18 protein-coding genes are annotated in these 21,523 nt (G+C 68.8%); 14 read left to right on the top strand and 4 right to left on the bottom strand.

Features of this window, described 5'->3' with window-relative positions; all coding sequences use genetic code 11:
- Positions 1-4: 4 nt before the first annotated feature.
- The 6 genes from J2126_RS17430 to J2126_RS17405 all read left to right on the top strand — a co-directional run bounded on the left by J2126_RS17430 (position 5) and on the right by J2126_RS17405 (position 8,066).
- Positions 5-1,852 carry a branched-chain amino acid ABC transporter ATP-binding protein/permease gene (locus tag J2126_RS17430; RefSeq protein ID WP_245327420.1) on the top strand — a complete coding sequence of 616 codons (1,848 nt, stop codon included), beginning with the start codon at positions 5-7 and terminating at the stop codon, positions 1,850-1,852.
- Positions 1,836-2,540: an ABC transporter ATP-binding protein gene (locus J2126_RS17425; protein ID WP_209488134.1), complete on the top strand. Its 705-nt coding sequence runs from the start codon at positions 1,836-1,838 to the stop codon at positions 2,538-2,540. Before J2126_RS17430 ends, J2126_RS17425 begins: the two co-directional genes overlap by 17 nt.
- A 16-nt stretch (positions 2,541-2,556) precedes the next feature.
- On the top strand, positions 2,557-3,384 hold the full coding sequence (locus J2126_RS17420) for a shikimate dehydrogenase family protein (protein ID WP_209488133.1): 828 nt from the start codon (positions 2,557-2,559) through the stop codon (positions 3,382-3,384).
- A complete protein-coding gene (locus J2126_RS17415) occupies positions 3,381-4,133 on the top strand; it encodes an SDR family NAD(P)-dependent oxidoreductase (protein WP_209488132.1) in 753 nt (250 codons plus the stop codon). Before J2126_RS17420 ends, J2126_RS17415 begins: the two co-directional genes overlap by 4 nt.
- A 106-nt stretch (positions 4,134-4,239) precedes the next feature.
- On the top strand, positions 4,240-6,441 hold the full coding sequence (locus J2126_RS17410) for an alpha-ketoacid dehydrogenase subunit alpha/beta (protein WP_209488131.1): 2,202 nt from the start codon (positions 4,240-4,242) through the stop codon (positions 6,439-6,441).
- 20 nt (positions 6,442-6,461) lie between these two features.
- On the top strand, positions 6,462-8,066 hold the full coding sequence (locus J2126_RS17405; RefSeq protein ID WP_209488130.1) for a GMC family oxidoreductase: 1,605 nt from the start codon (positions 6,462-6,464) through the stop codon (positions 8,064-8,066).
- Positions 8,067-8,380: 314 nt separating this feature from the next.
- Here the strand turns inward: J2126_RS17405 and infA are convergent, their stop codons facing one another.
- Positions 8,381-8,656 (bottom strand): translation initiation factor IF-1, encoded by a 276-nt coding sequence (gene infA / locus J2126_RS17400; protein WP_012115181.1) that lies wholly within the window; start codon positions 8,654-8,656, stop codon positions 8,381-8,383.
- 148 nt (positions 8,657-8,804) lie between these two features.
- Positions 8,805-10,451, bottom strand: coding sequence for a DEAD/DEAH box helicase (locus J2126_RS17395; protein ID WP_245327419.1), 1,647 nt, complete (start codon positions 10,449-10,451; stop codon positions 8,805-8,807).
- A gap of 448 nt (positions 10,452-10,899) precedes the next feature.
- On the opposite strand from J2126_RS17395, the gene J2126_RS17390 reads away from it, so the two are divergent.
- From J2126_RS17390 to modC, 4 genes are all read left to right on the top strand, one after another.
- A complete protein-coding gene (locus tag J2126_RS17390) occupies positions 10,900-11,424 on the top strand; it encodes a DedA family protein (RefSeq protein ID WP_209488128.1) in 525 nt (174 codons plus the stop codon).
- A gap of 193 nt (positions 11,425-11,617) precedes the next feature.
- Positions 11,618-12,403: a molybdate ABC transporter substrate-binding protein gene (gene modA, locus J2126_RS17385; protein WP_209488127.1), complete on the top strand. Its 786-nt coding sequence runs from the start codon at positions 11,618-11,620 to the stop codon at positions 12,401-12,403.
- A gap of 103 nt (positions 12,404-12,506) precedes the next feature.
- Entirely contained in the window at positions 12,507-13,199 is a 693-nt protein-coding gene (gene modB, locus J2126_RS17380; protein ID WP_209488126.1) for a molybdate ABC transporter permease subunit, read from the top strand.
- Complete coding sequence (gene modC / locus J2126_RS17375) at positions 13,196-14,407, top strand: molybdenum ABC transporter ATP-binding protein (RefSeq protein ID WP_209488125.1); 1,212 nt, start codon at positions 13,196-13,198, stop codon at positions 14,405-14,407. Before modB ends, modC begins: the two co-directional genes overlap by 4 nt.
- Here modC and J2126_RS17370 read toward each other — a convergent pair.
- Both J2126_RS17370 and J2126_RS17365 read right to left on the bottom strand, forming a co-directional pair.
- Positions 14,301-14,783, bottom strand: coding sequence for a winged helix-turn-helix domain-containing protein (locus J2126_RS17370; RefSeq protein WP_209488124.1), 483 nt, complete (start codon positions 14,781-14,783; stop codon positions 14,301-14,303). The genes modC and J2126_RS17370 overlap by 107 nt on opposite strands.
- Before the next feature lie 172 nt (positions 14,784-14,955).
- The gene (locus J2126_RS17365; RefSeq protein ID WP_209488123.1) at positions 14,956-15,822 is read right to left on the bottom strand and encodes an FTR1 family iron permease; all 867 of its coding nucleotides are present in this window, start codon (positions 15,820-15,822) and stop codon (positions 14,956-14,958) included.
- A 529-nt stretch (positions 15,823-16,351) separates the two neighbouring features.
- Here J2126_RS17365 and J2126_RS17360 point away from each other — a divergent pair.
- Genes J2126_RS17360 through J2126_RS17345 form a run of 4 tightly spaced genes read left to right on the top strand, consistent with a single transcriptional unit; the run spans position 16,352 to position 21,510 of the window.
- Positions 16,352-17,626: an imelysin family protein gene (locus J2126_RS17360; RefSeq protein WP_209488122.1), complete on the top strand. Its 1,275-nt coding sequence runs from the start codon at positions 16,352-16,354 to the stop codon at positions 17,624-17,626.
- 24 nt (positions 17,627-17,650) lie between these two features.
- Entirely contained in the window at positions 17,651-19,123 is a 1,473-nt protein-coding gene (locus tag J2126_RS17355; RefSeq protein ID WP_245327417.1) for a multicopper oxidase family protein, read from the top strand.
- Positions 19,123-20,370, top strand: a complete 1,248-nt coding sequence (locus J2126_RS17350) for a di-heme oxidoredictase family protein (protein ID WP_209488120.1) — start codon at positions 19,123-19,125, stop codon at positions 20,368-20,370. The genes J2126_RS17355 and J2126_RS17350 overlap by 1 nt, the downstream gene beginning before the upstream one ends.
- Positions 20,371-20,418: 48 nt before the next feature.
- The gene (locus J2126_RS17345; protein ID WP_209488119.1) at positions 20,419-21,510 is read left to right on the top strand and encodes an imelysin family protein; all 1,092 of its coding nucleotides are present in this window, start codon (positions 20,419-20,421) and stop codon (positions 21,508-21,510) included.
- Positions 21,511-21,523 lie beyond the last annotated feature (13 nt).

The following is a 21,523-nucleotide window of genomic DNA, read 5'->3' as shown; positions in this document are numbered from 1 at the left end:
TCCGATGAGCCTTCAAGACTCCTCGCACGCCCCCGCCACCGCCCCGGTGTCGTCGGGCCGCCCCTCGCTTCTCGCGCGGATCACCGACCCCAGGGTCTATTGCAGCCTCGCGGCGCTCTCCCTGCTGGTCATCATCCCGGCCTGGTCGGGCTCGACCTTCATGGTGCACGTCTTCGTCACCATCTGCGTGTTCGGGGCGCTGGCCACCGCCTGGAACATCCTCGGCGGCTATGCCGGCCAGCTCTCGCTGGGCCACACGGTGTTCTACGGCATCGGCGGCTACACGGCGGCGCTGCTGCTGCAGCATTTCGGCCTCTCGCCATGGATCGGGATGATCGCCGGCGCGGCGCTGGCGGCGCTGGTCTCCATCGGCATCGGCTATCCCTGCTTCCGGCTGCGCGGACCATTCTTCTCGCTCGCCACCATCGCCTTTCTGGAGGTGGTGCGGCTGCTGGCCATCCACTTCCACGATGTCACCGGCGGCTCGGCCGGCCTCGTGGTGCCGCTGCAGATCGGCTGGCCGTGGATGATCTTCCGCGAGAAGATCAACTATCTCTACATCGCCTTCGGCCTGCTGCTGCTTTCGCTGGCCGTCTCCTACGCCATCCGCAACTCGCGGCTCGGCTATGCGCTCACCGCCGTGCGGGAGCGCGACAGCGCGGCCCAGGCGGCGGGCATCAACATCAACGGCGTGAAGCTCTGGGCCATCGCCGCGTCGGCAGCCCTCACCGCCTGCGTCGGCACCTTCCACGCCATGTACATGACGTTCCTGGAGCCGGCGACGCTGTTTTCTCTCGCCACCGCCATCGAGATCGCCATGTTTGCCCTGATCGGCGGGCTCGGGACGGTGGCGGGGCCGCTGCTCGGGACCGTGCTGGTGGTGCCGCTGGCGGAACTCGCCCGCGGCTGGCTCGGGGCCTCGGCCAACGGCCTGCACGGCTTCGTCTACGGTACCGTGCTGGTCATCATCACGCTCACTTTGCCCGGCGGCCTCGTCGGCACCTTCGGCCCGTTCGTCACCCGCCTCATCGACAAGCTGCCCGGCGGCGGACGGACGCGGCCGGAGACGATCGCGCCCCCCGCCAAGGTCATCGGCGGCACAGCGGGCGAGCCAGTGCTGAAGGCGACGGGCCTCGTGAAGCGCTTCGGCGGGCTGGTGGCCACAGACAACGTGTCCCTCACCCTGAAGCGCGGCGAGATCCTCGGTGTCATCGGCCCCAACGGCGCCGGCAAGACCACCGTCTTCGCCCAGCTCTCCGGCTTCCTCGCGCCCAATGCCGGCACGGTGGAACTGCTCGGACAGGACGGCAAATGGCACCAGCCCAAGACGCCGGACGCCTTCGCCCGCCTCGGCATCGGCCGCACGTTCCAGATCGTCCAGCCGTTCGGCAAGCTGAGCGTGCTGGAGAACATCATGATCGGCGCCTTCCTGCGCCACCGCTCGGTGGACGACGCCCGCGCCGTGGCGCTGCGTGTCGCCCGCACTGTCGGCCTCTATGACGTGAAGGACGTGGAGGCCGGCACCCTGCCCATCGGCGGCCTGAAGCGGCTGGAGGTGGCCCGCACGCTCGCCACCGAGCCGACCATCCTGCTGCTGGACGAGGTGATGGCCGGCCAGAGCCAGTCGGACACGCAGAAGATGGTGGAGCTGGTGCGCGCCATCCGCGACAGCGGCGTGAGCGTGATCGCCATCGAGCACAACATGCAGGCCATCATGAGCCTGTCGGACCGCATCGTCGTGATCGACAGCGGCAAGGTGATCGCCGAAGGCGCGCCCGACGCGGTGGTGCGCGAGCGCCGGGTGATCGAGGCCTATCTCGGGGAGGATTTCGTCCATGCTCAAGGTCTCTGACGTGACCGCCGGCTACGGCCGGACCGTCATCCTCCAGGGCCTCTCGCTGAACGTGGGGCGGGGCGAGGTCGTCACCATCATCGGCTCCAACGGCGCCGGCAAGACGACACTGCTGCGCACCATTTCCGGCCTGGTGAAGCCGAGCGCCGGCACCATCGAGTTCGACGGCAAGCGCATCGACCGCATGAGCCCGGACGAGATCGTCGGCTCCGGCCTCATCATGGTGCCTGAGGCGCGCCAGCTGTTCCCGGTGATGACCGTGCGCGACAACGTGCTGATGGGCGGCTACCACCCGAGCGTCCGCGAAGGGATGATGGAGCGCTTCGAGGAGGTGCTGGACATCTTCCCCCGCGTCCGCGAGCGCCTCACCCAGCTCGCCGGCTCCCTCTCCGGCGGCGAGCAGCAGATGGTGGCCATCGCCCGCGGGCTGATGGCGAAGCCGAAGCTGCTGATGCTGGACGAGCCGTCGCTGGGCCTCGCGCCCATCATCGTCGGGCAGATGTTCGATGTCATCGACCGCATCTGCAAGAGCGGCACCACGGTTCTTCTCGTGGAGCAAAAGGCGTTCCACGCGCTGAAGATCGCCGACCGCGCCTATGTGATCGAGAACGGCGCCATCGCCATCGAGAACACCGGCGCGGGCCTTCTCGCCGACCCGCACATCAAGACCGCCTATCTCGGCATCTGAGACCGGACCAAAGCCCATGACCGCCCCGAACCCGCGCGAGATTTCCGGCCTCACCAAGGTCTATGGCATCCTCGCGGACCCCATCCATCACGTGAAGACGCCGCAGATGCTCAACGCGCTCATGGCGCGCGAGGGCCGCGACGGCGTGATGGTGCCCTTCCACGTCTCCTCGGATGACCTGCCGCGCCTGGTGGACGGCCTGAAGGCCATGAAGAGCCTCGGCGGCTTTGTGGTGACGGTGCCGCACAAGACCGCCATCGTGGACCTTCTGGACGAGGTGTCCGACAGTGCCCGCCGCATCGGCGCCTGCAACGTGGTGCGCCGGGACGAGGACGGGCGGCTCATCGGCGATATGCTGGACGGCAAGGGCTTCGTCGGCGGGCTCAAGGCGGCCGGCATCGATCCCAAGGGCCGCAGCGTCTATCTCGCGGGAGCGGGCGGCGCGGCCAATGCCATTGCCTTCGCCTTCGTGGAGGCGGGCGTCGCGCGCCTCACCATCGCCAACCGCACCCGCGCCAAGGCGGAAGACCTCGCCGCGCGCCTCGCCGACGCCTTCCCCGGCGCGCCGGTGGCCATCGGCACCACCGACCCTGAAGGCCACGACATCGTGGCCAACGCCACCTCGCTGGGCCTGAAAGAGGGCGATGCCCTGCCCTTCGATGCCTCCAAGCTCACCAGCGACCAGATCGTCGCCGAAGTCATCATGCAGCCGGAGGAAACCGCCATCCTCGCCGCCGCCAGGGCGAAGGGGTGCCGCACCCATCCGGGCAAGCCCATGCTGGTCTGCCAGCTCGACCTGATGGCCGATTTCCTCGGTATGCGCTCCGTGGGAGCGGCCGCGTGACCGGCGCCCTCACCGGCCGCTGCGCCCTCATCACCGGCGGCGCCTCCGGCCTCGGCCTCGCCGTGGCGCGCGCCTTCCGGGCGGAGGGGGCTTCGCTCGTGCTGCTCGACCTCGATCCGGCTGCCGCGTCCATCGCGGAGGAGCTGGGCGAGACCCTCGCCATCACCGGCTCTGTGACGCGCAAGGCGGACATCGTGGCCGCCTTCGATGCGGCCGAGGCGCGGTTCGGGCCGGTGGACGTCTGCCTCGCCAATGCCGGCGTCTCGCAGAACGCCCCCACCCTTGAGGTGAGCGAGGAGGAGTGGGAACGGGTCATCTCCATCAACCTCACCGGCGTGTTCCTCACCGCGCAGGAGGCCGGCCGGCGGATGATCGCGCAGGGCGGCGGCTCGCTACTGCTCATGGCCTCCATGTACGGCATCGTCGCCGCGCCCGAGCGCATCGGCTACTGCGCCTCCAAGGCCGGCGTCGCCATGATGGCCAAGGCGCTGTCCTGCGAATGGGCCGGCCAAGGCGTGCGGGTGAATGCCCTCGCCCCCGGCTATGTGCGCACCCCCTTCCTCGACGACCTCGCCGAGCGCGGCCGCCTCGACCTCGACAAGCTCAAGGCCCGCACCCCCATGGGCCGGCTGATCGAGACCGAGGAGGTGGCGCGCATGGCCGTCTTCCTGGCGTCCGACCAGGCGAGCGCGGTGACCGGTCAGGTCATGGCCGTGGACGGCGGCTGGACCGCCTACGGCTACCTGTGAACCCCGCCTGCGGCAGGTGCCGCAGGCTTGGACACGAAACGTTTTAATTGACGGTCCCGACGCCACTCCGAGCGCAGGAGGACGCCGCGGCACGGAGATCCAAGAGATGCCCGAGACCATTGCCCTTCACCCCGCCGCGCCTTGGGTCGAACTCAAGACCAATGAGGCCGATTGGGCCGCCGCCGATCCGGCTTTGCTCAAGGAGCTTCTGGCGCAGATGGCGCTCATCCGCGCCTTCGAGGAGAAGGTGCTGGAGCTGGCCGGCGAGGGCCTCGTGCACGGTCCCGCCCATTCCTCCATCGGCCAGGAGGGCGGCGCGGCGGGCTCCATCGTGGGCCTGCGCCCCACCGATCAGGTCAACGGCTCCCATCGCGGCCATCACCAGTTCCTTGCCAAGGCGCTCGCTTATGTCGCCCCCGGCCTCGACCCGACCGCACCGCTGAGCGATGACACCCACGCGCTGCTCCACCGCTCGCTCGCCGAAATCCTCGGCCTCGAGCCCGGCTTCGGCCACGGGCGCGGCGGCTCCATGCATCTGCGCTGGGGCGAGGCGGGGGCCATCGGCACCAATGCCATCGTGGGCGGCGGCGTGCCGCTGGCAGCGGGTGCCGCCTTCGCTCACAAGCGCGCCGGCACGGGGGATGTGGCCATCTCCTATTTCGGCGACGGCGCGGTGAATATCGGCGCGGTGCTGGAGACCATGAACCTTGCCGCCGCGTGGGACCTGCCGCTGCTCTTTTTCATCGAGAACAACGGCTATGCGGTGGCCACCACCGTGGAGGAGGCGACCCGCGAGACGCGCCTCTCGGGCCGCGGCACCGGCTTCGGCATCCCCTCCTTCAAGGTGGACGGCATGGACCCGCTGGCGGTCCATCTCGCCACGCAGGAGGCGCTGAAGATCATGCGCGCCGGACAGGGCCCGGCGGTGATCGAGGCGGACGTCTACCGCTATTTCCACCAGAACGGCGCCCTGCCCGGCTCCGCCTTCGGCTATCGCACGAAGGAGGAGGAGGCCCAATGGCGCGCCCGCGATCCCATCAAGCGCACTGGCGCGGCGCTGGTGGCGCGGGGCGTGCTCACGCAGGATGATCTCGACGCCCTCACCGAGCGGGCCGAGGCGGCCATGGCGGATGCGGCCGCCAAGCTGGTGGAGACGGTGGGCAACAAGCGCCGGGTGATGCCCGGCATGTGGCCGGACGTGTCCTTCGTGGACGAAGGCATTCGCGGCGATCTCTCCGAGCTTTCGGGCAAGCGCGCCGAGGAGGAGGCGACCTATCGCGGCCGTCTCGCCGAGCGCAAGTTCGTGGACGCCATCGCCGACGTGCTGCACCGCCGCTTCGAGACGGACGAGCGCTTCGTCATCATGGGCGAGGACATCCACAAGCTGAAGGGTGGCACCAACGGCGCCACGCGCGGCCTCGCCGCCGCCTTCCCGGACCGCTGCCTTGGCACCCCCATCTCGGAAGGCGCGTTCGCGGGCCTCGCGGGCGGCATCGCCATGGACGGGCGCTACCGGCCCATCATCGAGTTCATGTATCCCGACTTCATGTGGGTCGCCGCCGACCCGGTGTTCAACCAGATCGGCAAGGCGCGGCATATGTTCGGGGCGGATGTGCCGGTGCCGCTGGTGCTGCGCACCAAGATCGCCATGGGCACGGGCTACGGCTCCCAGCATTCGCTGGACCCGGCGGGCGTGTTCGCCACCTCCCCCGGCTGGCGCATCGTCGCGCCCTCCACCCCGTTCGATTACATCGGCCTGATGAATGCCGCGCTGGCCTGCGAGGACCCCGTGCTCGTGATCGAGCATGTGGACCTCTACCAGACCTCCGGCGCCATTCCGGACGGCGACCTCGACTACATCATCCCCTTCGGCAAGGCGAAGGTGGTGCGGCCGGGGCGCGAACTCACCATCCTCACCTATTCCGCCATGGTCCATCGCAGCCGCGAGGCGGTGGAGGAACTGGGGCTCGATGCCGAGATCATCGACCTGCGCTCGCTCGACCGGGCCGGGCTCGACTGGGACACCATCGGCGAGAGCATCCGCAAGACCAACAACGTGCTGATCGTCGAGCAGGGCTCCCTCTCCACCTCCTACGGCGGCTTCCTCGCCGACGAGATCCAGCGCCGCTACCTCGACTGGCTGGACCAGCCGGTGCAGCGCGTGACCGGCAAGATCGCCTCGCCCACCATCTCCAAGGTGCTGGAGCGCGCCGCCTTCGCCGGCAAGGAGGAGGTCATCGCGGGCCTCGCCGTCACCATGGCCGCGAAAGGCACGCCGCTGCCGGGAATGCCCAGCGCCGCCCTCTAGTCCCATTCGGATCGAAGACGATGGACAGTTTCGATTACATCGTGGTGGGCGGCGGCACGGCAGGGTGCATCCTCGCCGCCCGGCTCTCGGAAGACCCGCGCCGGCGCGTGCTGCTGCTGGAGGCGGGCGGCACGGACAAGGGCTTCTGGGTGCCCATCCCGGCCGGCTTCTCCAAGCTCCTGTCGGGCAGCGCATTCAACTGGCGCTTCAACACCGAGCCCGAGCCCAACACCTACGACCGCCCCATCGTCGTGCCGCGCGGCAAAGGCCTCGGCGGCTCGACGCTCATCAACGGCATGATCTTCGTGCGCGGGCAGAAGCAGGACTTCGACGGCTGGGCCCAGCGCGGCGCCACCGGCTGGGGCTATGACGACGTCCTGCCCTATTTCAAGAAGTTCGAGCGCTTCGACGAGGCCGACGCGGATCCGACCGTGCGCGGCACGGACGGCCCCATCAGCATCGTGCGGGTGGCGGAGCGGCCGGTGCTGTCCGAGGCCTTCCTCTCGGCGGCCGAAGAGGCGGGCTTTCCCCGCAATCCCGACTACAACGGGAAGGATCAGGAAGGCTTCGGCTATTATCAGGTGAACCAGCGCGGTGGCCGGCGCTGGACCGTGGTGGACGGCTATCTGCGTCCTGCCCTCTCCCGCCCCAACCTCAAGGTCGTCACCCACGCGCAGGCGCTGCGCCTCGTGCTCGACGGTCGGCGGGTGACGGGGGTGGTGTTCCGGCGGGACGGGCGGGAGGAGACCGCCACCGCCTCGGGCGAGGTGCTGCTCACCGCCGGCGCGGTGCAGTCACCCCATCTGATGGAACTCTCCGGCATCGGCCATCCGGACGTGCTGAAGGCGGCGGGCATCCCCGTGGTCCACGCGCTGCCCGGCGTCGGGAACAATTATCAGGACCATTTCGCCACCCGCATGAACTGGCGGGTGAAGGAGCCCATCACCCTCAACGAGCAGACGCGCGGCGTCGCCCTCGCCAAGGCGGTGGCGCAGTATTTCCTCACCCGCAAGGGCATCCTCACGCTCGGCACCGGCCTTGCCCATGGCTTCGTGAAGACGCGGCCGGGCCTCGCCGGGCCGGACGTGCAGTATTTCTTCATGCACGCGAGCTACGCCAACGCCGCCGACCGCACGCTGGACCATCTGCCGGGCATGACCATCGGCGTCACCCAGCTGCGGCCCCACTCGGTGGGCTCGATCCATGCGAAGAGCGCCGATCCGCTGACGCCGCCGGCCATCCGGCCGAACTTCCTCGCCATGGAGGAAGACCGCGCCTGCCTTGCCGCCGGCATGAAGATCGCTCGCGACATCGTCGGGCAGAAGGCCATGGACCCCTACCGCGCCTTCGAGATGAACCCCGGGCCGGACTGCCGGAGCGACGCCGATTTCGTGGAGTTCGCCCGCCGCACGGGGCAGACCATCTATCACCCGGTGGGCACCTGCAGCATGGGCACCGGGCCGCAGGCGGTGGTGGACCCGCACCTGCGCGTCGTCGGCATCGACGGCCTGCGCGTGGTGGACGCCTCGGTGATGCCGACGCTGGTTTCCGCCAACACGGCGGCGGCGGTGATGATGATCGCCGAGAAGGCGGCCGACCTCATCAAGGCGGACGGCAGGGGCTGAGGCGCCCCAGCGGAGCGGCATTGCCGCACGCCATTTGGGCGGGACACTCGCAACCCATCCACGTTGTCATCGCCCGGCTCGTCCGGGGGATCCACACCGGGGCCATTCCGCCGTCTGCAGTCCGGACACACCCTTACGGCCGATGGGTGGATTGCCCGCACAAGGCGGGCAATGACGGACGGGAGACCTGCGCAGGAATGACCGGCAAGCTTTTGCCGCCGGGGTTTCCCTCTGCTTCGGTCAACAAACGCCAAAAGCCGGCGCGGGGGATTTCCCCGGCCGGCGCCGAACGCCCTGTCCGCGATCCCGAAGGATCAGCGGCGGCGGAAATTCTGCTGGCGGCGGGCGCCGGGCGGCGGGGCGTTGCCCTCGGCCTTGTGGCGGAAGTTGATCCGGCCGCGATCGAGATCGTAGGGGGACATCTCCACCACCACGCGGTCGCCCTCAATGGTGCGGATGCGGTTCTTCTTCATCTTGCCGGCCGCATAGGCCAGAATCTGGTGGTCGTTGTCGAGACGCACCCGGAAATTGCCGTCCGGGAGCACTTCCGTCACAGTCCCCTCGAACTCCAGCAGTTCTTCCTTCGCCATATAGTCGTCTCCAGCGGTCCCGCGGCGCGGGACGAATTTGGCGGGCTTATCTCACAAAATCGCCCGATTTCCCATAGGTGGGTCACGCCGGCCCAGGAAAAAGGCCCGGCGTGACCTGTTCAACGCAGTGTGACGCGCGAGCGGAGGCTCAGTTCACAGGCCGCTTGGCACCGGCGGGGCGGCCCGCGGGACGCTCACTCCGGTTGGATACGGCCTTCATGAAGCCGAGGCCGCCGAGATCGTTGCCGGGACGGGCGCCACGATCGCCGCCGCGCTCACCGCCACGGCCTTCGCCCTGGGGACGCGCGCCACGGCCTTCACCGCTGCGGTTCTGGCCGTCGCGACGGCCCGCGCCGTTGCCGGCACCCTGGCCGTTGCGATGCCCCTCAGGAGCCCGCTCGGCACGCGGCTGAGCGGCACGGGCCGGACGGCCCTCGCCGGCAGGACGCTCACCGCGCGGCTCGCGCTGCTCGCGACCTTCGGCGCGCTGTCCTTCCGAACGCTGACTTTGGCCACGCCCACCCTCGGGACGCGGACCGCGCGAGCGCTGCGGACCACGCTGGCCGGGACGGCCGCCGCGACCACCGATGAAATCGTTGCGCTCGGCGGTCTCGTCACGCTCTTCCAGCTCGATCGGCGGAGCCGCGGGAATATCGAAGCGCATGCCTGCGCCGCGACGGTCGGTGGCCGGGATCTGCAGCTTGATGAGCCGCTCGATGGACTTGAGATACGCCCGCTCCTCGTGATCGCAGAAGGAGATGGCGATGCCCTCGCGGCCGGCGCGCGCGGTGCGGCCGATGCGGTGCACGTAGCTCTCGGGCACGTTGGGCAGGTCGTAATTGATGACGTGGCTCACGCCCGTCACGTCGATGCCGCGGGCGGCGATATCGGTGGCGATCAGGGTGCGGATCTTGCCTTCGCGGAAGGCGAGGAGCACGCGGTCGCGCTGGTTCTGCGACTTGTTGCCGTGGATCGCCTCGGCGGCGATGCCGCACTTGGCGAGCACGCGCACCACCTTGTCCGCGCCGTGCTTGGTGCGGGCGAAGACGAGGGCGCGGTCGACGTCCTCGGTGGAGAGAACCTCGGCGAGGAGCTGGCCCTTGTTGGGCTTGTCCACGTGGATGACGCGCTGCTCCACCCGGTCGGCGGTCTTGGCCACCGGGGTGACGGCGACGCGCACCGGATCATGCAGCATGCCGCCCGCCAGTTCGGCGATGGCCGGGGGCATGGTGGCGGAGAAGAACAGCGAGTGCCGCTTGTGCGGCAGCCGGCGCACGACCGCGCGGATGGCATGGACGAAGCCCATGTCCAGCATCTGGTCGGCCTCGTCGAGGACGAACATCTCCACCTGGTCGAGCTTCACCGCGTGGTTTTCCACGAGGTCCATGAGCCGGCCGGGGGTGGCGACGAGCACGTCCACGCCGCGGGCGAGCGCCCGGATCTGCCGACCCATGGGCACACCGCCGATGGCGAGCGTGACCGAGATGTTGGCGTGACGGCCGAACTTCTCGAAATTGTCCACGATCTGCCCGGACAATTCGCGGGTGGGCGAGAGCACCAGAGCACGGACGGACTTGGGGTCCGGACGGCGGGGATGGCGCACGAGACGATCGAGGATGGGAAGGGCGAAGGCAGCGGTCTTGCCGGTGCCGGTCTGGGCGATGCCGATCAGGTCGCGGCCATTGAGGACCTGCGGGATGGCTTCAGCCTGGATGGGGGTGGGAGTGACGTGATTCGCTTCGGTGAGGGCGCGAACGATGGGCTCGGCGAGGCCGAGGCTCGAAAAAGAGGTCAAGCTCTGACTTTCGTATGCGAGCGGCACCGGCGCAGCCTTTTGGGCGCGGCGCGGCTCGCGGGATTTCGACATCCCGCGTGGCCAGGGGTGTCCAGGGCAAAAGATGTGATCGGGCAAAGCCGCTTGCGATGCCTCACAGACGAAACGCCATGTCACAGCGTCGTCCAGATCGAAGCTCCAGCGGTCTCCGCTACGCGGCCCGAGCGCGCTAAGGGGAGGAAACCAAATGCCTCCATCGGCGCGAACCACCATATGGACGAGACCCGTGACGATTTCAAGGCGAATGGTTGGGCAGTCCGCGCTTTGTCTGCCCTCATGCCCAGCCGTGGCGCCATTTTGCCCGAATGTGCGTTCAGGAAGTCGCGCAGCAGCAATCGCCGCACGAGCGGAGGCGCGGCGGGGCTTGCGCCCGGAGGCCGCGGGCCCGATCCTGGCGGCAGGAGGAGACATGTTCGATCTGTCCGCCGTCGTCACGTCGCTCACCGCATTCGTTGAAGAGCACCATTATCTCGCGCCGGCCGTGGTGTTCGGGCTCGCCTTCGGGGAATCGCTGGCGCTGATCTCCTTCTTCATTCCCGCTACCGTGCTGCTGCTCGCCATCGGCGCGCTGATCGAGGCGGCGGGGCTGCACTTCTTCCCCATCTGGCTCGCCGCAGCCGCCGGCGCGGCGCTGGGCGATGCCATCTCCTACTGGCTCGGCTTCCATTACAAGGAGCGCGCGAAAGGCTTCTGGCCGTTGTCCCGCCGCCCGGACCTCGTCGCCCGCGCCGAGGACTTCTTCCAGCGCTTCGGCGTGTGGGGCGTCGCCATCGGCCGATTCTTCGGCCCGCTGCGCGCCGTGGTGCCGCTGATCGCCGGCGTGCTCGCCATGCGCCAGAGCCATTTCCAGATCGCCAACGTCGCAAGCGCGGCGCTGTGGGCCTTCGCCATGCTGGCGCCCGGCGCGGCTGCGCTGAAGCTGATGGGCCTGTAAACCCCGTCTCGCGATCACGCGCGGCTTGATGCCGCATCGCAGCAAAGACTGGTCCGGCAGCAGAGCCTTGGCGGTATCTTGATCTACTACGACCGGTGCGCTGCTCATCCGGAAGGGGCAGCGCTATTGTCTCGCGGCGGCATCCTGTATATCGATGGACATATCACGGGCCCATTGCCGAGGTGCCATTGCCATGTCCGGATTTATTGCCTCCCGCCGCCTGATCCTGGGTCTCGTCTTCTCCGCCTTTGCCGCCGCGCCGCTGCCCGCGGCCGCGCAGGAGACCGTGACCGTGTTCGCCGCCGCGAGCCTCACCAACGCCTTGCAGGACATCGCCAAGGCCTATGAGGCGAAGGGCAGCAAGGACATCATCAAATTCTCCTTCGCGGCCTCCTCGTCGCTCGCCAAGCAGATGGAGGCCGGCGCGCCCGCCAACATCTTCACCTCCGCCGACCTCAAGTGGATGGCCTATACCGACGCCAAGGGCCTGACCCTGCCCGCCACCCGCGTGAAGCTGCTGGGCAACGAACTGGTGCTGGTGGCGCCCGCCGACAAGGCGAAGCCCGTCACCATCTCCAAGAGCCTGGACATCGACGCCTTGCTCGGCCCCAACGGCCGCATCGCCACCGGCCTCACCGACAGCGTGCCGGTGGGCGTCTACGCCAAGACCGCCTTCACCAATCTCGGCCTGTGGGACAAGGTGGCGCCACGCATCGTCGGCTCCGAGAGCGTGCGCGCGGCGCTGGCGCTGGTGGAGCGCGGCGAGGTGCCCTACGGCGTCGTCTACGCCACCGACGCGGCCATCGCCAAGAACGTGAAGATCGTCGCCACCTTCCCGGCCGACAGCTATCCGCCGGTGGACTATCCCTTCGCCCTCGTGAAAGGCCAGGACACGCCCGCCGCCAAGTCCTTCTTCGCTTTCATCCAGAGCCCGGATGCAAAGGACATCTTCAAGAAGTACGGCTTCGCGGTGAACTGACACGCCGCCAACGTGTCGCGGAACGGGAATTGCTTATTCAGGGCAAAAGACCGAGCCTGACCGACAGCAAGGCGAGGCCTTTTCGCAGGCGGACGTTGTTGAGATGTTGCTCACTCCCGAAGAATGGACGGCCGTGCGGCTGAGTCTGGAGGTGGCCTTTTGGGCTACGCTCTGGAGCCTGCCGCCGGCCATTCTCATTGGCTGGGTGCTCGCCCGGTTCGAATTTCCCGGCAAGGGCATCTTCGACGGCATCGTCCATCTGCCGCTTGTGCTGCCCAAGGTGGTGGTGGGCTATCTGCTGCTCATCACCCTCGGCAACCGCGGCTATCTCGGCCAGTATCTGAACGAGTGGTTCGGCATCTCGCTGATCTTCTCCACCGCGGGCGCCACCGTGGCGGCGGCGGTGGTGAGCTTCCCGCTCACGGTGAACGCGATCCGCCTCGCCATCGGCGGCATCGACAAGGGCATCGAGACGGCAGCGCGCACCCTGGGCGCGAGCAGGCTCGATGCCTTCTTCACCGTGACCCTGCCGCTGATGATGCCGGGCGTGCTCTCCGGCTGCCTCATCTCGCTCGCCTCGGCGCTGGGCGAGTTCGGCGCCACCATCACCTTCGTCTCCAACATCGAGGGCGAGACGCGGACCATCCCGCTCGCCATCTACAGCGCCACCCACATGCCGGACGGCGACGCCATGGCGCTGCGCCTCACCCTGGTCTCGGTCATCCTCGCCCTCGGCTCCCTGATGCTCGCGCAGATCGCGGACCGCCGCATCCGCCTGGCCCTGGGGCAGCTATGATCGAGATCGACGTCGCCCTCGCCCGGACCACCGGCTTCCACCTCAAGGCCGCGCTCCGGGCGCCCGAGATGGGCGTCACCGCCCTGTTCGGCCGCTCCGGCTGCGGCAAGACCACCATCATCCAGCTGGTCGCCGGCTCCCTCGCGCCGGACAGCGGCTTCATCCGCGTGGGCGACGAGGTGTTCTTCGACAAGGCGATGGGCATCAACCTGCCCATGGAGCAGCGCGGCGTCGGCTACGTCTTCCAGGATGCGCGGCTGTTCCCGCACATGACCATCGAGAACAACCTGCGCTACGGCGAGCGCCGCACCAGAAGGCCCCGCACCATCCGGTTCGATGCCGTGGTGGAGATGCTGGGCGTCGGCCACCTGCTGAAGCGCCGGCCGCACACCCTCTCCGGCGGCGAGAAGCAGCGCATCGCCATCGGCCGGGCGCTCCTCTCCCAGCCGCGCCTGCTGCTGATGGACGAGCCCCTCGCCTCGCTGGACGAGATGCGCAAGGGCGAGATCCTGCCCTATCTGGAGCGGCTCAGGGATGAGCTGAACCTGCCCATCCTCTATGTCAGCCACTCCATCGAGGAGGTGCTGCGCCTCGCCGATACGGTGGCGGCGCTGTCGGACGGAAAGGTGATCGCCTGCGGGGGCCTGTCCGACGTGCTGTCGCGGCCCGAGCTGCTGCCGGTGATCGGCCGCTTCGACATCGGCACCATCCTCGACTGCATCGTGACGGCGCACGATCCGGACCTCAGCCTCTCCACCGTCTCGTTTGCCGGTGGCGAACTGCGCGTTCCTCTCGTGGACCGGCCGGTGGGCGCGCCGACGCGGGTGCGCATCCGCTCGCGCGACGTCTCGCTTTCTTTGTCGCGGCCCATGGACGTGTCGGTGACGAACCGCATCAGCGGCACCATCGCCTCCATTACCCGGGCCGAAGGGCCGTTCTCCGAGGTGGAGCTGGCGCTTGCGGCCGGTCGCCTCGGCTCGCTGGTGACCCATGAAAGCGTGCTGCGCCTTGGCCTTGAGCCGGGCATGCAGATATGGGCAATGATCAAGGCGGTGACGGTGGACAGCCGGCCGATGGGCTTCCATTCGCCCGGCGCGGAGATCAGCCCGCCTGCTTCGCGGCCGGGCCGACCAGCGGCGCATCCGCCTCAGGATCCGCCGGCTCTGCGGGTGATTTCGGGTGGTAGTCCGCCGCAAGGGCGGACGTAAGCTCGTCCAGCGCGCCGCTGGTGGCCTTGGCCGCCTGCCGCTCCATGGCGCGATAGAGCGCGATCACCCGCTCGCCGAAGGCCGTCACCTCGGTGCCCGCGCCACGGCGGCCGGGGAAGGTGACGATGACGCGCTGCTCGAACATGCGGTCCAGTTCGTCCACCAGCAGCCACGCGCGGCGATAGCTCATGCCGATGGCCTTGGCGGCGGCGAGGATGGAGCGGTGCTCGCGGATCGCTTCCAGAAGCTTGATCTTGCCCGGCCCGAGGCGCCGGCCATCGGCGAAGTCCACGCGCAGGAACAGGCGGGTGCCCTGCCCGTCCTTGCTGCGGGTGTCCTTGCTGCGCGCGTCCTTGCCGCCGGTTCCGCCGCTCATGGGGTGATTCTCCTCGGGTGCCGCGCGGCGCCGCCTGAGCGGCTTGTCCGGCGGCTGGCCGTCGCGCGAGCATAGCGGAAGCCGCGGGCGGCGGAAACGCCGCGCGATGAGGGCGGGAGGAGAAGGCCGCAACAGGAGCATGCTGCGTGGGGGCTCACGGCCCCGCACCCCGTCAGGCGCGGGAAATGCGACCGCCCGCCGGGCCGGCGCCGGTCTGGCTGCGCGGGGTGGCAGACCGGCGGCCGTTGATGATGGCCGACAGGCCGACAATGACCGCCACTGTCGCGGCATAGGCGATCACCTGCATGCCCGTGGGCTCGGCGCGATAGCCGACGAGCGTGCGCAGCACGCGGCCGAGGGCGCTGTCGTCCGCCAGCAGCCAGCTGGAATTCCAGACCGGATCGGCCAGCGACTGGATGAAGCCGGCATCCTGCAGGATGCCCACCACCTGCGCCGCAAGGCCGGCGGCCAGCAGCGTGATGAGGACGGAAGTAACCTTGAACAGATGCTTGAGCGGGATCGCCACGAGGCCGCGATAGAGCAGCAGGGACACGGCCGCGCCCGCAGCGAGGCCGCCGAGCCCGCCGAGCGCGATCGCCCCCGGTGAATCGCCGCCCGTGCTGGCGATTCCATAGAGGAAGAGCACGATCTCGACGCCCTCGCGCAGCACCGCCATGCCGACGACGATGGCGAGCGCGGCCAGCGGCTTGCGCCCTTCCTTCACGTCGCGGCCGACCTCCCGCATCTCCATGACCATGTGCTTGCCGTGGCTCGCCATCCAGACGACGGTCCACACCAGCATGACCACGGCAACAGAGAGGATGGCGGCGTTCAGGATATCCTGCCCCGAGCCGTCGAAGGTGGAGGCGATGGTGTCCGCGAACAGCGCGAGGACCGCCGAGCCGGCGATGCCGCCCAGGATGCCGAGGCTGATCCACAGGCCGCGATGGCGGATGCCCTCGGAGGCGGCAAGCACCACGCCGGTGACGATACCGGCCTCGAGGACCTCGCGGAAAACGATCAGAAGCGCGGCAATCATCGCGACAAGTCCTTCCGCCCCCACGGCTGTGGCCGCCGCATCGGCGGACACAAACGCTGACCTGAGGCCGTCGTCCTTCGGAAGAAATCGCCGCCGGGACGAAAACCATTGGAATATGACGAAATCCTATCACCCACGGGCGCGCGCTGTCACCGCAATGGCAAAGCTTTGTAATTGTTCAAATGAAAAGGTGGAACTGCGCGGGAAGCGTTGTAGACAATATTTGATAGGCGCCTGCGATGGACCCGAATGCTGCCCGGTCCAGCGTTTGCAGCCCGTCGCGCCGAACCGGCTCGGGAGGCAGCGGATACAGGGTTACGTTACGTCCTCTACTAAAGGATGCGTCGCTTTGACTTAAAAGTCCCAAGTCGAGATCCCGCACTCTGGACATGGAACAATTCTATTATTGTCTCAAGCGCTTGCCCGCCACCGGCCCGACTCATACTCTCCGCGCCGACGGGGCAAAGGCCCTGGTTCCGGTTTGCCCGGGCACCGGTTCCCATTTGCGAATTTCAAGGAGAGAAGGTCGATGCGCGCGCATTTTCTCGGCGCAGTCATCGCGTCAGTCGCAGCGTTCGCGAGCCCTGTGCTCGCGCAGGCGCCGAAGCCGCGTGACGTGATCGTCCATTACGCCGACCTCGCCGAGGTGTCTTACGGGACATCGGCCTCCACCGCCAAGGACATGCAGAAGGCCATCGAGGCCTTCCTCGCCGCCCCCAGCGCCGAGAGCCTCGGCAAGGCGCGCGACGCCTGGAAGGCGGCCCGTGTCTACTACCAGCAGACCGAGGCCTTCCGGTTCGGCAACAAGATCGTCGACGAGTGGGAAGGCAATGTGAACGCCTGGCCGCTGGATGAAGGCCTCATCGATTACGTGGACAAGAAGAGCTACGGCGAGAAGTCGGACGAAAACCCGCTCTACACCGCAAACGTGATCGCCTCGAAGTCCATCCGCATCGGCAAGAAGACGGTGGATGTCACCAAGATCACGCCCAAGCTGCTGCATGAGCTCAACTCGGCCGGCGGCGTCGAGGCGAACGTGGGCTCCGGCTGGCACGCCATCGAGTTCCTGCTGTGGGGCCAGAACCTGCATAACGCGACGCCCAGCCAGGGCCAGCGCCCCTATACCGACTATGACCTGAAGAACTGCACGAACGGCAATTGCGACCGTCGCGGCCAGTATCTCAAGGTAGCCACCGAGACGCTCGTCGCCGATCTCGACGAGATGACCGGCCTGTGGGGCGCCAAGGGCAAGGCCCGCGCCGCGCTCGTCAAGAAGAACGACAAGGCCGGCCTCGCCACCATCTTCACGGGCATCGGCTCGCTGTCCTATGGCGAACTCGCCGGCGAGCGCATGAAGCTCGGCCTCATCCTCCATGATCCGGAAGAGGCGCACGACTGCTTCTCCAACAACACCCAGAACGCGCACTATTATGACGAGGTGGGCATCCGCAACGTCTATTACGGCTCCTACGTGAAGCCGGACGGTGCCAAGGTCACCGGCCCCTCCGTCGCCGACCTCGTCCGCGCCGCCGACCCGAAGGTCGCCGACGAGATCGACGCCAAGTCCGACGCCGCTCTCGCCGCCCTCAAGGCACTGAAGGACGTGGCGGATTCCGGCGAGATCACCTACGACAAGATGCTCGAAGAGGGCAACACCAAGGGCGCCAAGCTGATCCAGGACGGCGTCGACACCCTGGTGGCCCAGGCCCACGCCATCGAGCGCGGCGTCGCGGCCCTCAAGCTCCAGATCAAGATGGAAGGCTCCGACAGCCTCGATAACCCGAAGACCGTGAAGAAGAATTGAGACGATGACCATGGGATGGACGCGATGATATCGCGTCGGGCGCTCCTCGCGGGCGCGGCGGCTGCGGGGGCGGCGGGGTTCGCCCCCTCCGCCCTCGGCCGCATGCCGGCCTCCGTGGACACGCTGCCCAAGAGCGCGCCGGTGCGCCGGCTCGCCCTCACGGCGGCGGAGATGGAGATGCCGCTGCTCGGCCCGGGCCAGCCGATGACCAAGGGCTTCTGCGCCTATAACGGCACGCCCTTCCTGACCCTGCGCGCGCCGGTGGGCACCCGGCTGATGGTGGATTTCGAGAACCGCCTGCCGGACCTCACCACCGTCCACTGGCATGGCGTGCGGGTGCCCTATCTGTCGGACGGCGTCTCGCCCCTCACCCAGGCGCCGATCCCGGCCGGCGGTACGTTCACCTACAACGTGCCCCTGCCTGATCCGGGCTTCTATTTCTTCCACCCCCATTGCGACGAGACGGGCCAGGTGGGCCGTGGCCTCGTCGGCCTGCTCGTGGTGGACGATCCCGCCGAGGCGAAGCTCGGCTTCGATGCCGAGCACTTCATCGTGGTGAAGGACTGGCGGCTCGACGAAAAAGACGGCCGCTGGCTGGAGATGTTCACCGACGAGGGCGCCTCCACCGCCGGCACTTTCGGCACGGTGCGCGCCACCAACGGCTCCATCGTGCCGCCCCGCGTCGAGGCGCCGGCCTATGGCGACGTGCGGCTGCGCGTCATCGTCGCCGATTCCACCCGCACCATCGATTTCGGCTGCGACACGGAAGACGCCGCCATCATCGCCATCGACGGGCAGGCCCTGACACCGCTTCCCCTCTCCAGGCTGCCGAACGAGATCTGGCGCATGGGCCCCGCCATGCGGATCGACGTGCATGTGCGCATGCCCGGCCCCGGCGAGGAGGTGAAGGTCTACGACTACCGCACCGCCGAACCCTATCTGCTGACCACGCTGGTCGGGGTGGACAAGGGCCGCAAGAAGACCGCCTTCCGCCCCAAGGCGCTGCCCGCCGCCAAGGTGCCGCTGCCGGACGTGAAGCGCGCGAGCCGCATCGACTATCTGGTGCAGACCGCCGCCGGCCCCATCGTGAGCGGCGACCCGCTGCCACCGGACGATCCCTTGGCGAAGGCGCTCATCGCCTCGGCCTGCGTCGGCAGCAAGACCTTCTGGGCCATCAACCGCAATTCCTGGGGCGCCGGCGCGGACCTGCGCCTGCCGCCGCCGCTGGCGACGCTGAAGGACGGGTCGAGCTACATCGTCTCCATCAGCAACGTCACCAAGCACGTCCACCCCATGCATCTGCACGGGCACGTCTTCCGCGTGCTGTCCTCCTCCAAGAAGAAGGACATCCCGCCCTATCTTGCCGATACGGTGATGACCGAGCCCAACGAGACGGTGGAGATCGCCTTCCGGGCCACCAGCGGGGACTGGGTGTTCCACTGCCACATCCTGGAGCACATGGATTCCGGCCTCATGGGCTGGATCAGGGTGGTGTGATGGGGCGCGTGCTTGTCCTCGCCTTGCTCGCCGCCCTCTCCGCGATGCCCGCCGCCGCCGAAACGCTGGACAGGCTGGACCTCGCCATCGGCAAGGCGCTGTTCAAGCGGCCCTGGGTGCCCGCCCCCGCCTCGACGCGCGGCGACGACGGCCTCGGCCCGCTGTTCGACGCCCGCTCCTGCGCCACCTGCCATCCCGCGGACCGCCGCGCCCCGGCCCGGCTGGAGCACGGCACGGCGGAGCGCGGCTTCGTGCTGATGATCGGCCGGCCGGACGGCAGCGGTGATCCCGTCTATGGCCGGCGCTTCCAGATCGATGCGGTGCCGGGCATTCCGGGCGAGGGGATGATCGGCGTCACCGATACGGCCCTGCCGGACGGCCGCATCGCCCGCAAGCCGCATCCCGAGGCGCTCGGCTACGGCCCGCTCGATCCCGCGAGTGGGCTTTCCCTGCGGGTGGGGCCGGACCTCAAGGGCCGGGGGGCGCTGGCCGCCGTGCCGGATGCCGCCATCCTCGCGGTGGAGCGGGAGCAGGCGAAAGGCGTGGACGGCGTGAAAGGCATGGCGCGGCGTGTCACCCTCGCCGATGGCAGCACCGCCATCGGCCGCTTCGGCTGGAAGGCGTCGCAGCCCGATCTCGCGCGCCAGTCGGCGGAAGCCTTCTTCCTCGATCTCGGCCTTTCCACCCGCTTCCACCCGGACCCCTGGGGCGATTGCACGCCCACGCAGACGGCCTGTCGCACGGCGCTCCATGGCGATGCCAACGCCACGTCCGGAGACGCGGACGACGAACTGGAAATCGGCTCCGCCTTGCTGGACAGGGTGGTGGCCTACATCGCCTCCCTCCCCCAGCCGGAGCCCGAGGACCTTCCGAGGGCCGAGGCGAAACGCGGCGCCGCGCTGTTCACCTCCACCGGCTGCGCCCAATGTCACCGGCCCTCCCTGCCCATAGCGGGCGGCGGGGAGGCGCGCATGTACACGGACCTGCTGCTCCACGAGATGGGGCCGGACCTTGGCGACACCATGCCGGAGCCGGGCGTCGGCGCCTCCCAATGGCGCACCGCGCCGCTCGCCGGCCTCTCGGACGCGATCGCCGCCAACACCGGCCTGCTGCACGACGGCCGGGCGCGGACGGTGGAGGAGGCGATCGCCTGGCACGGCGGCGAGGCGGACACCGCGCAGCGGCGCTTCGGCGCGCTGCCGCCCAAGGACAGGGCGGAGCTGGTGCGGTACATTTCGTCCCTGTGATTTTGACCGGCTTCTGCCGGTGTGGACCTGATATTGCGGATCGACGTCATGATCGAAGCCACACGCCGTTCTTCTTTCCGCCTTGCCGGCGCGGCCCTCGCCGCCGCGCTCGCCTTCGGCACCGGTCCGGCGGCCGCGGCCGATCCGAAGCTCGATCCGGTGCCGCTCATCGAGGGCTGGCTTTTGCCACGCTACGATGCGCTGGCCGCCGCCACCTCCGAGCAGGCCAAAGCCTGGGCCGCCTTCTGCCCCACCCCCTCGGCGGAGGGCGTCGCGCCGCTGAAGGAGGCTTATGGCAAGGCGGCGGATGCCTGGAATGCGGTGGAGTTCATCACCTTCGGCCCCATCACCCTATCGCTCCGCGCCGACCGCATCTCCTTCTTCCCGGACCGACGCAACGGCATTGCCCGTGGCCTCTCGGAGATCATCGCCGACAGCGATCCCGCCCGCCTCGCGCCCGAGCGCTTCGCCCAATCGAGCGCGGCGGTGCAGGGCCTGCCGGCGCTGGAGCGGCTGCTGTATGAGGACGGCGCCCCTGAGGCGCTCGTCTCTGGCCCCGAGGCCGCGCGGCGCTGCGCGCTCGGCACCGCCATCGTCAACAATCTCGCCGCCATCACGGGCGAGATCCGCACCGCGTGGGGCGACAAGTCCTCCGGCGTGCTTGGCGCCATCGTCTCCGGCAAGGGCGATCCGGCCCTGTTCCCGGACGTAGGCGCCCTGCCGGGCATGATCCTCACCGACCTCTCCGGCGCCTACCAGCGCGTAACCGACACCAAGCTGCTGCCCGTGCTTGGCTCCGGCCCCTCGGACGCCAAGCCGATGGTCGCCGACAGCTGGCGCTCCGGCCGCTCCGGCCGTGTCGCCGCCAACATGATCCGCAGCGCCGACGCGCTCCTCCTCGCGGTGGCAGCGCAGTTGCCGAGCCGGCCGCAGTGGGTGGTGACCAAGGCCGCCACCGCCGCCGATGCCGCCGCCGACAAGCTGCCCGCGGACATCGGCGCCGCGGCCGCCACCGCATCGGGAGCGCAAGGCATCCAGACCGCCATCAAGACCTTCAAGGCGGCGCAGCTCGCCGTCTACAAGCCCATCGCCTCCTATTTCGGCATCTCGCTGGGCTTCAACGCCCTCGATGGCGACTGAGGCGATAGCGACG

Origin of the sequence: Xanthobacter flavus (assembly GCF_017875275.1) — a bacterium.
GTDB classification, from domain to species: Bacteria; Pseudomonadota; Alphaproteobacteria; order Rhizobiales; family Xanthobacteraceae; genus Xanthobacter; species Xanthobacter flavus_A.
This window is presented reverse-complemented; position numbering and strand designations above follow the sequence as displayed.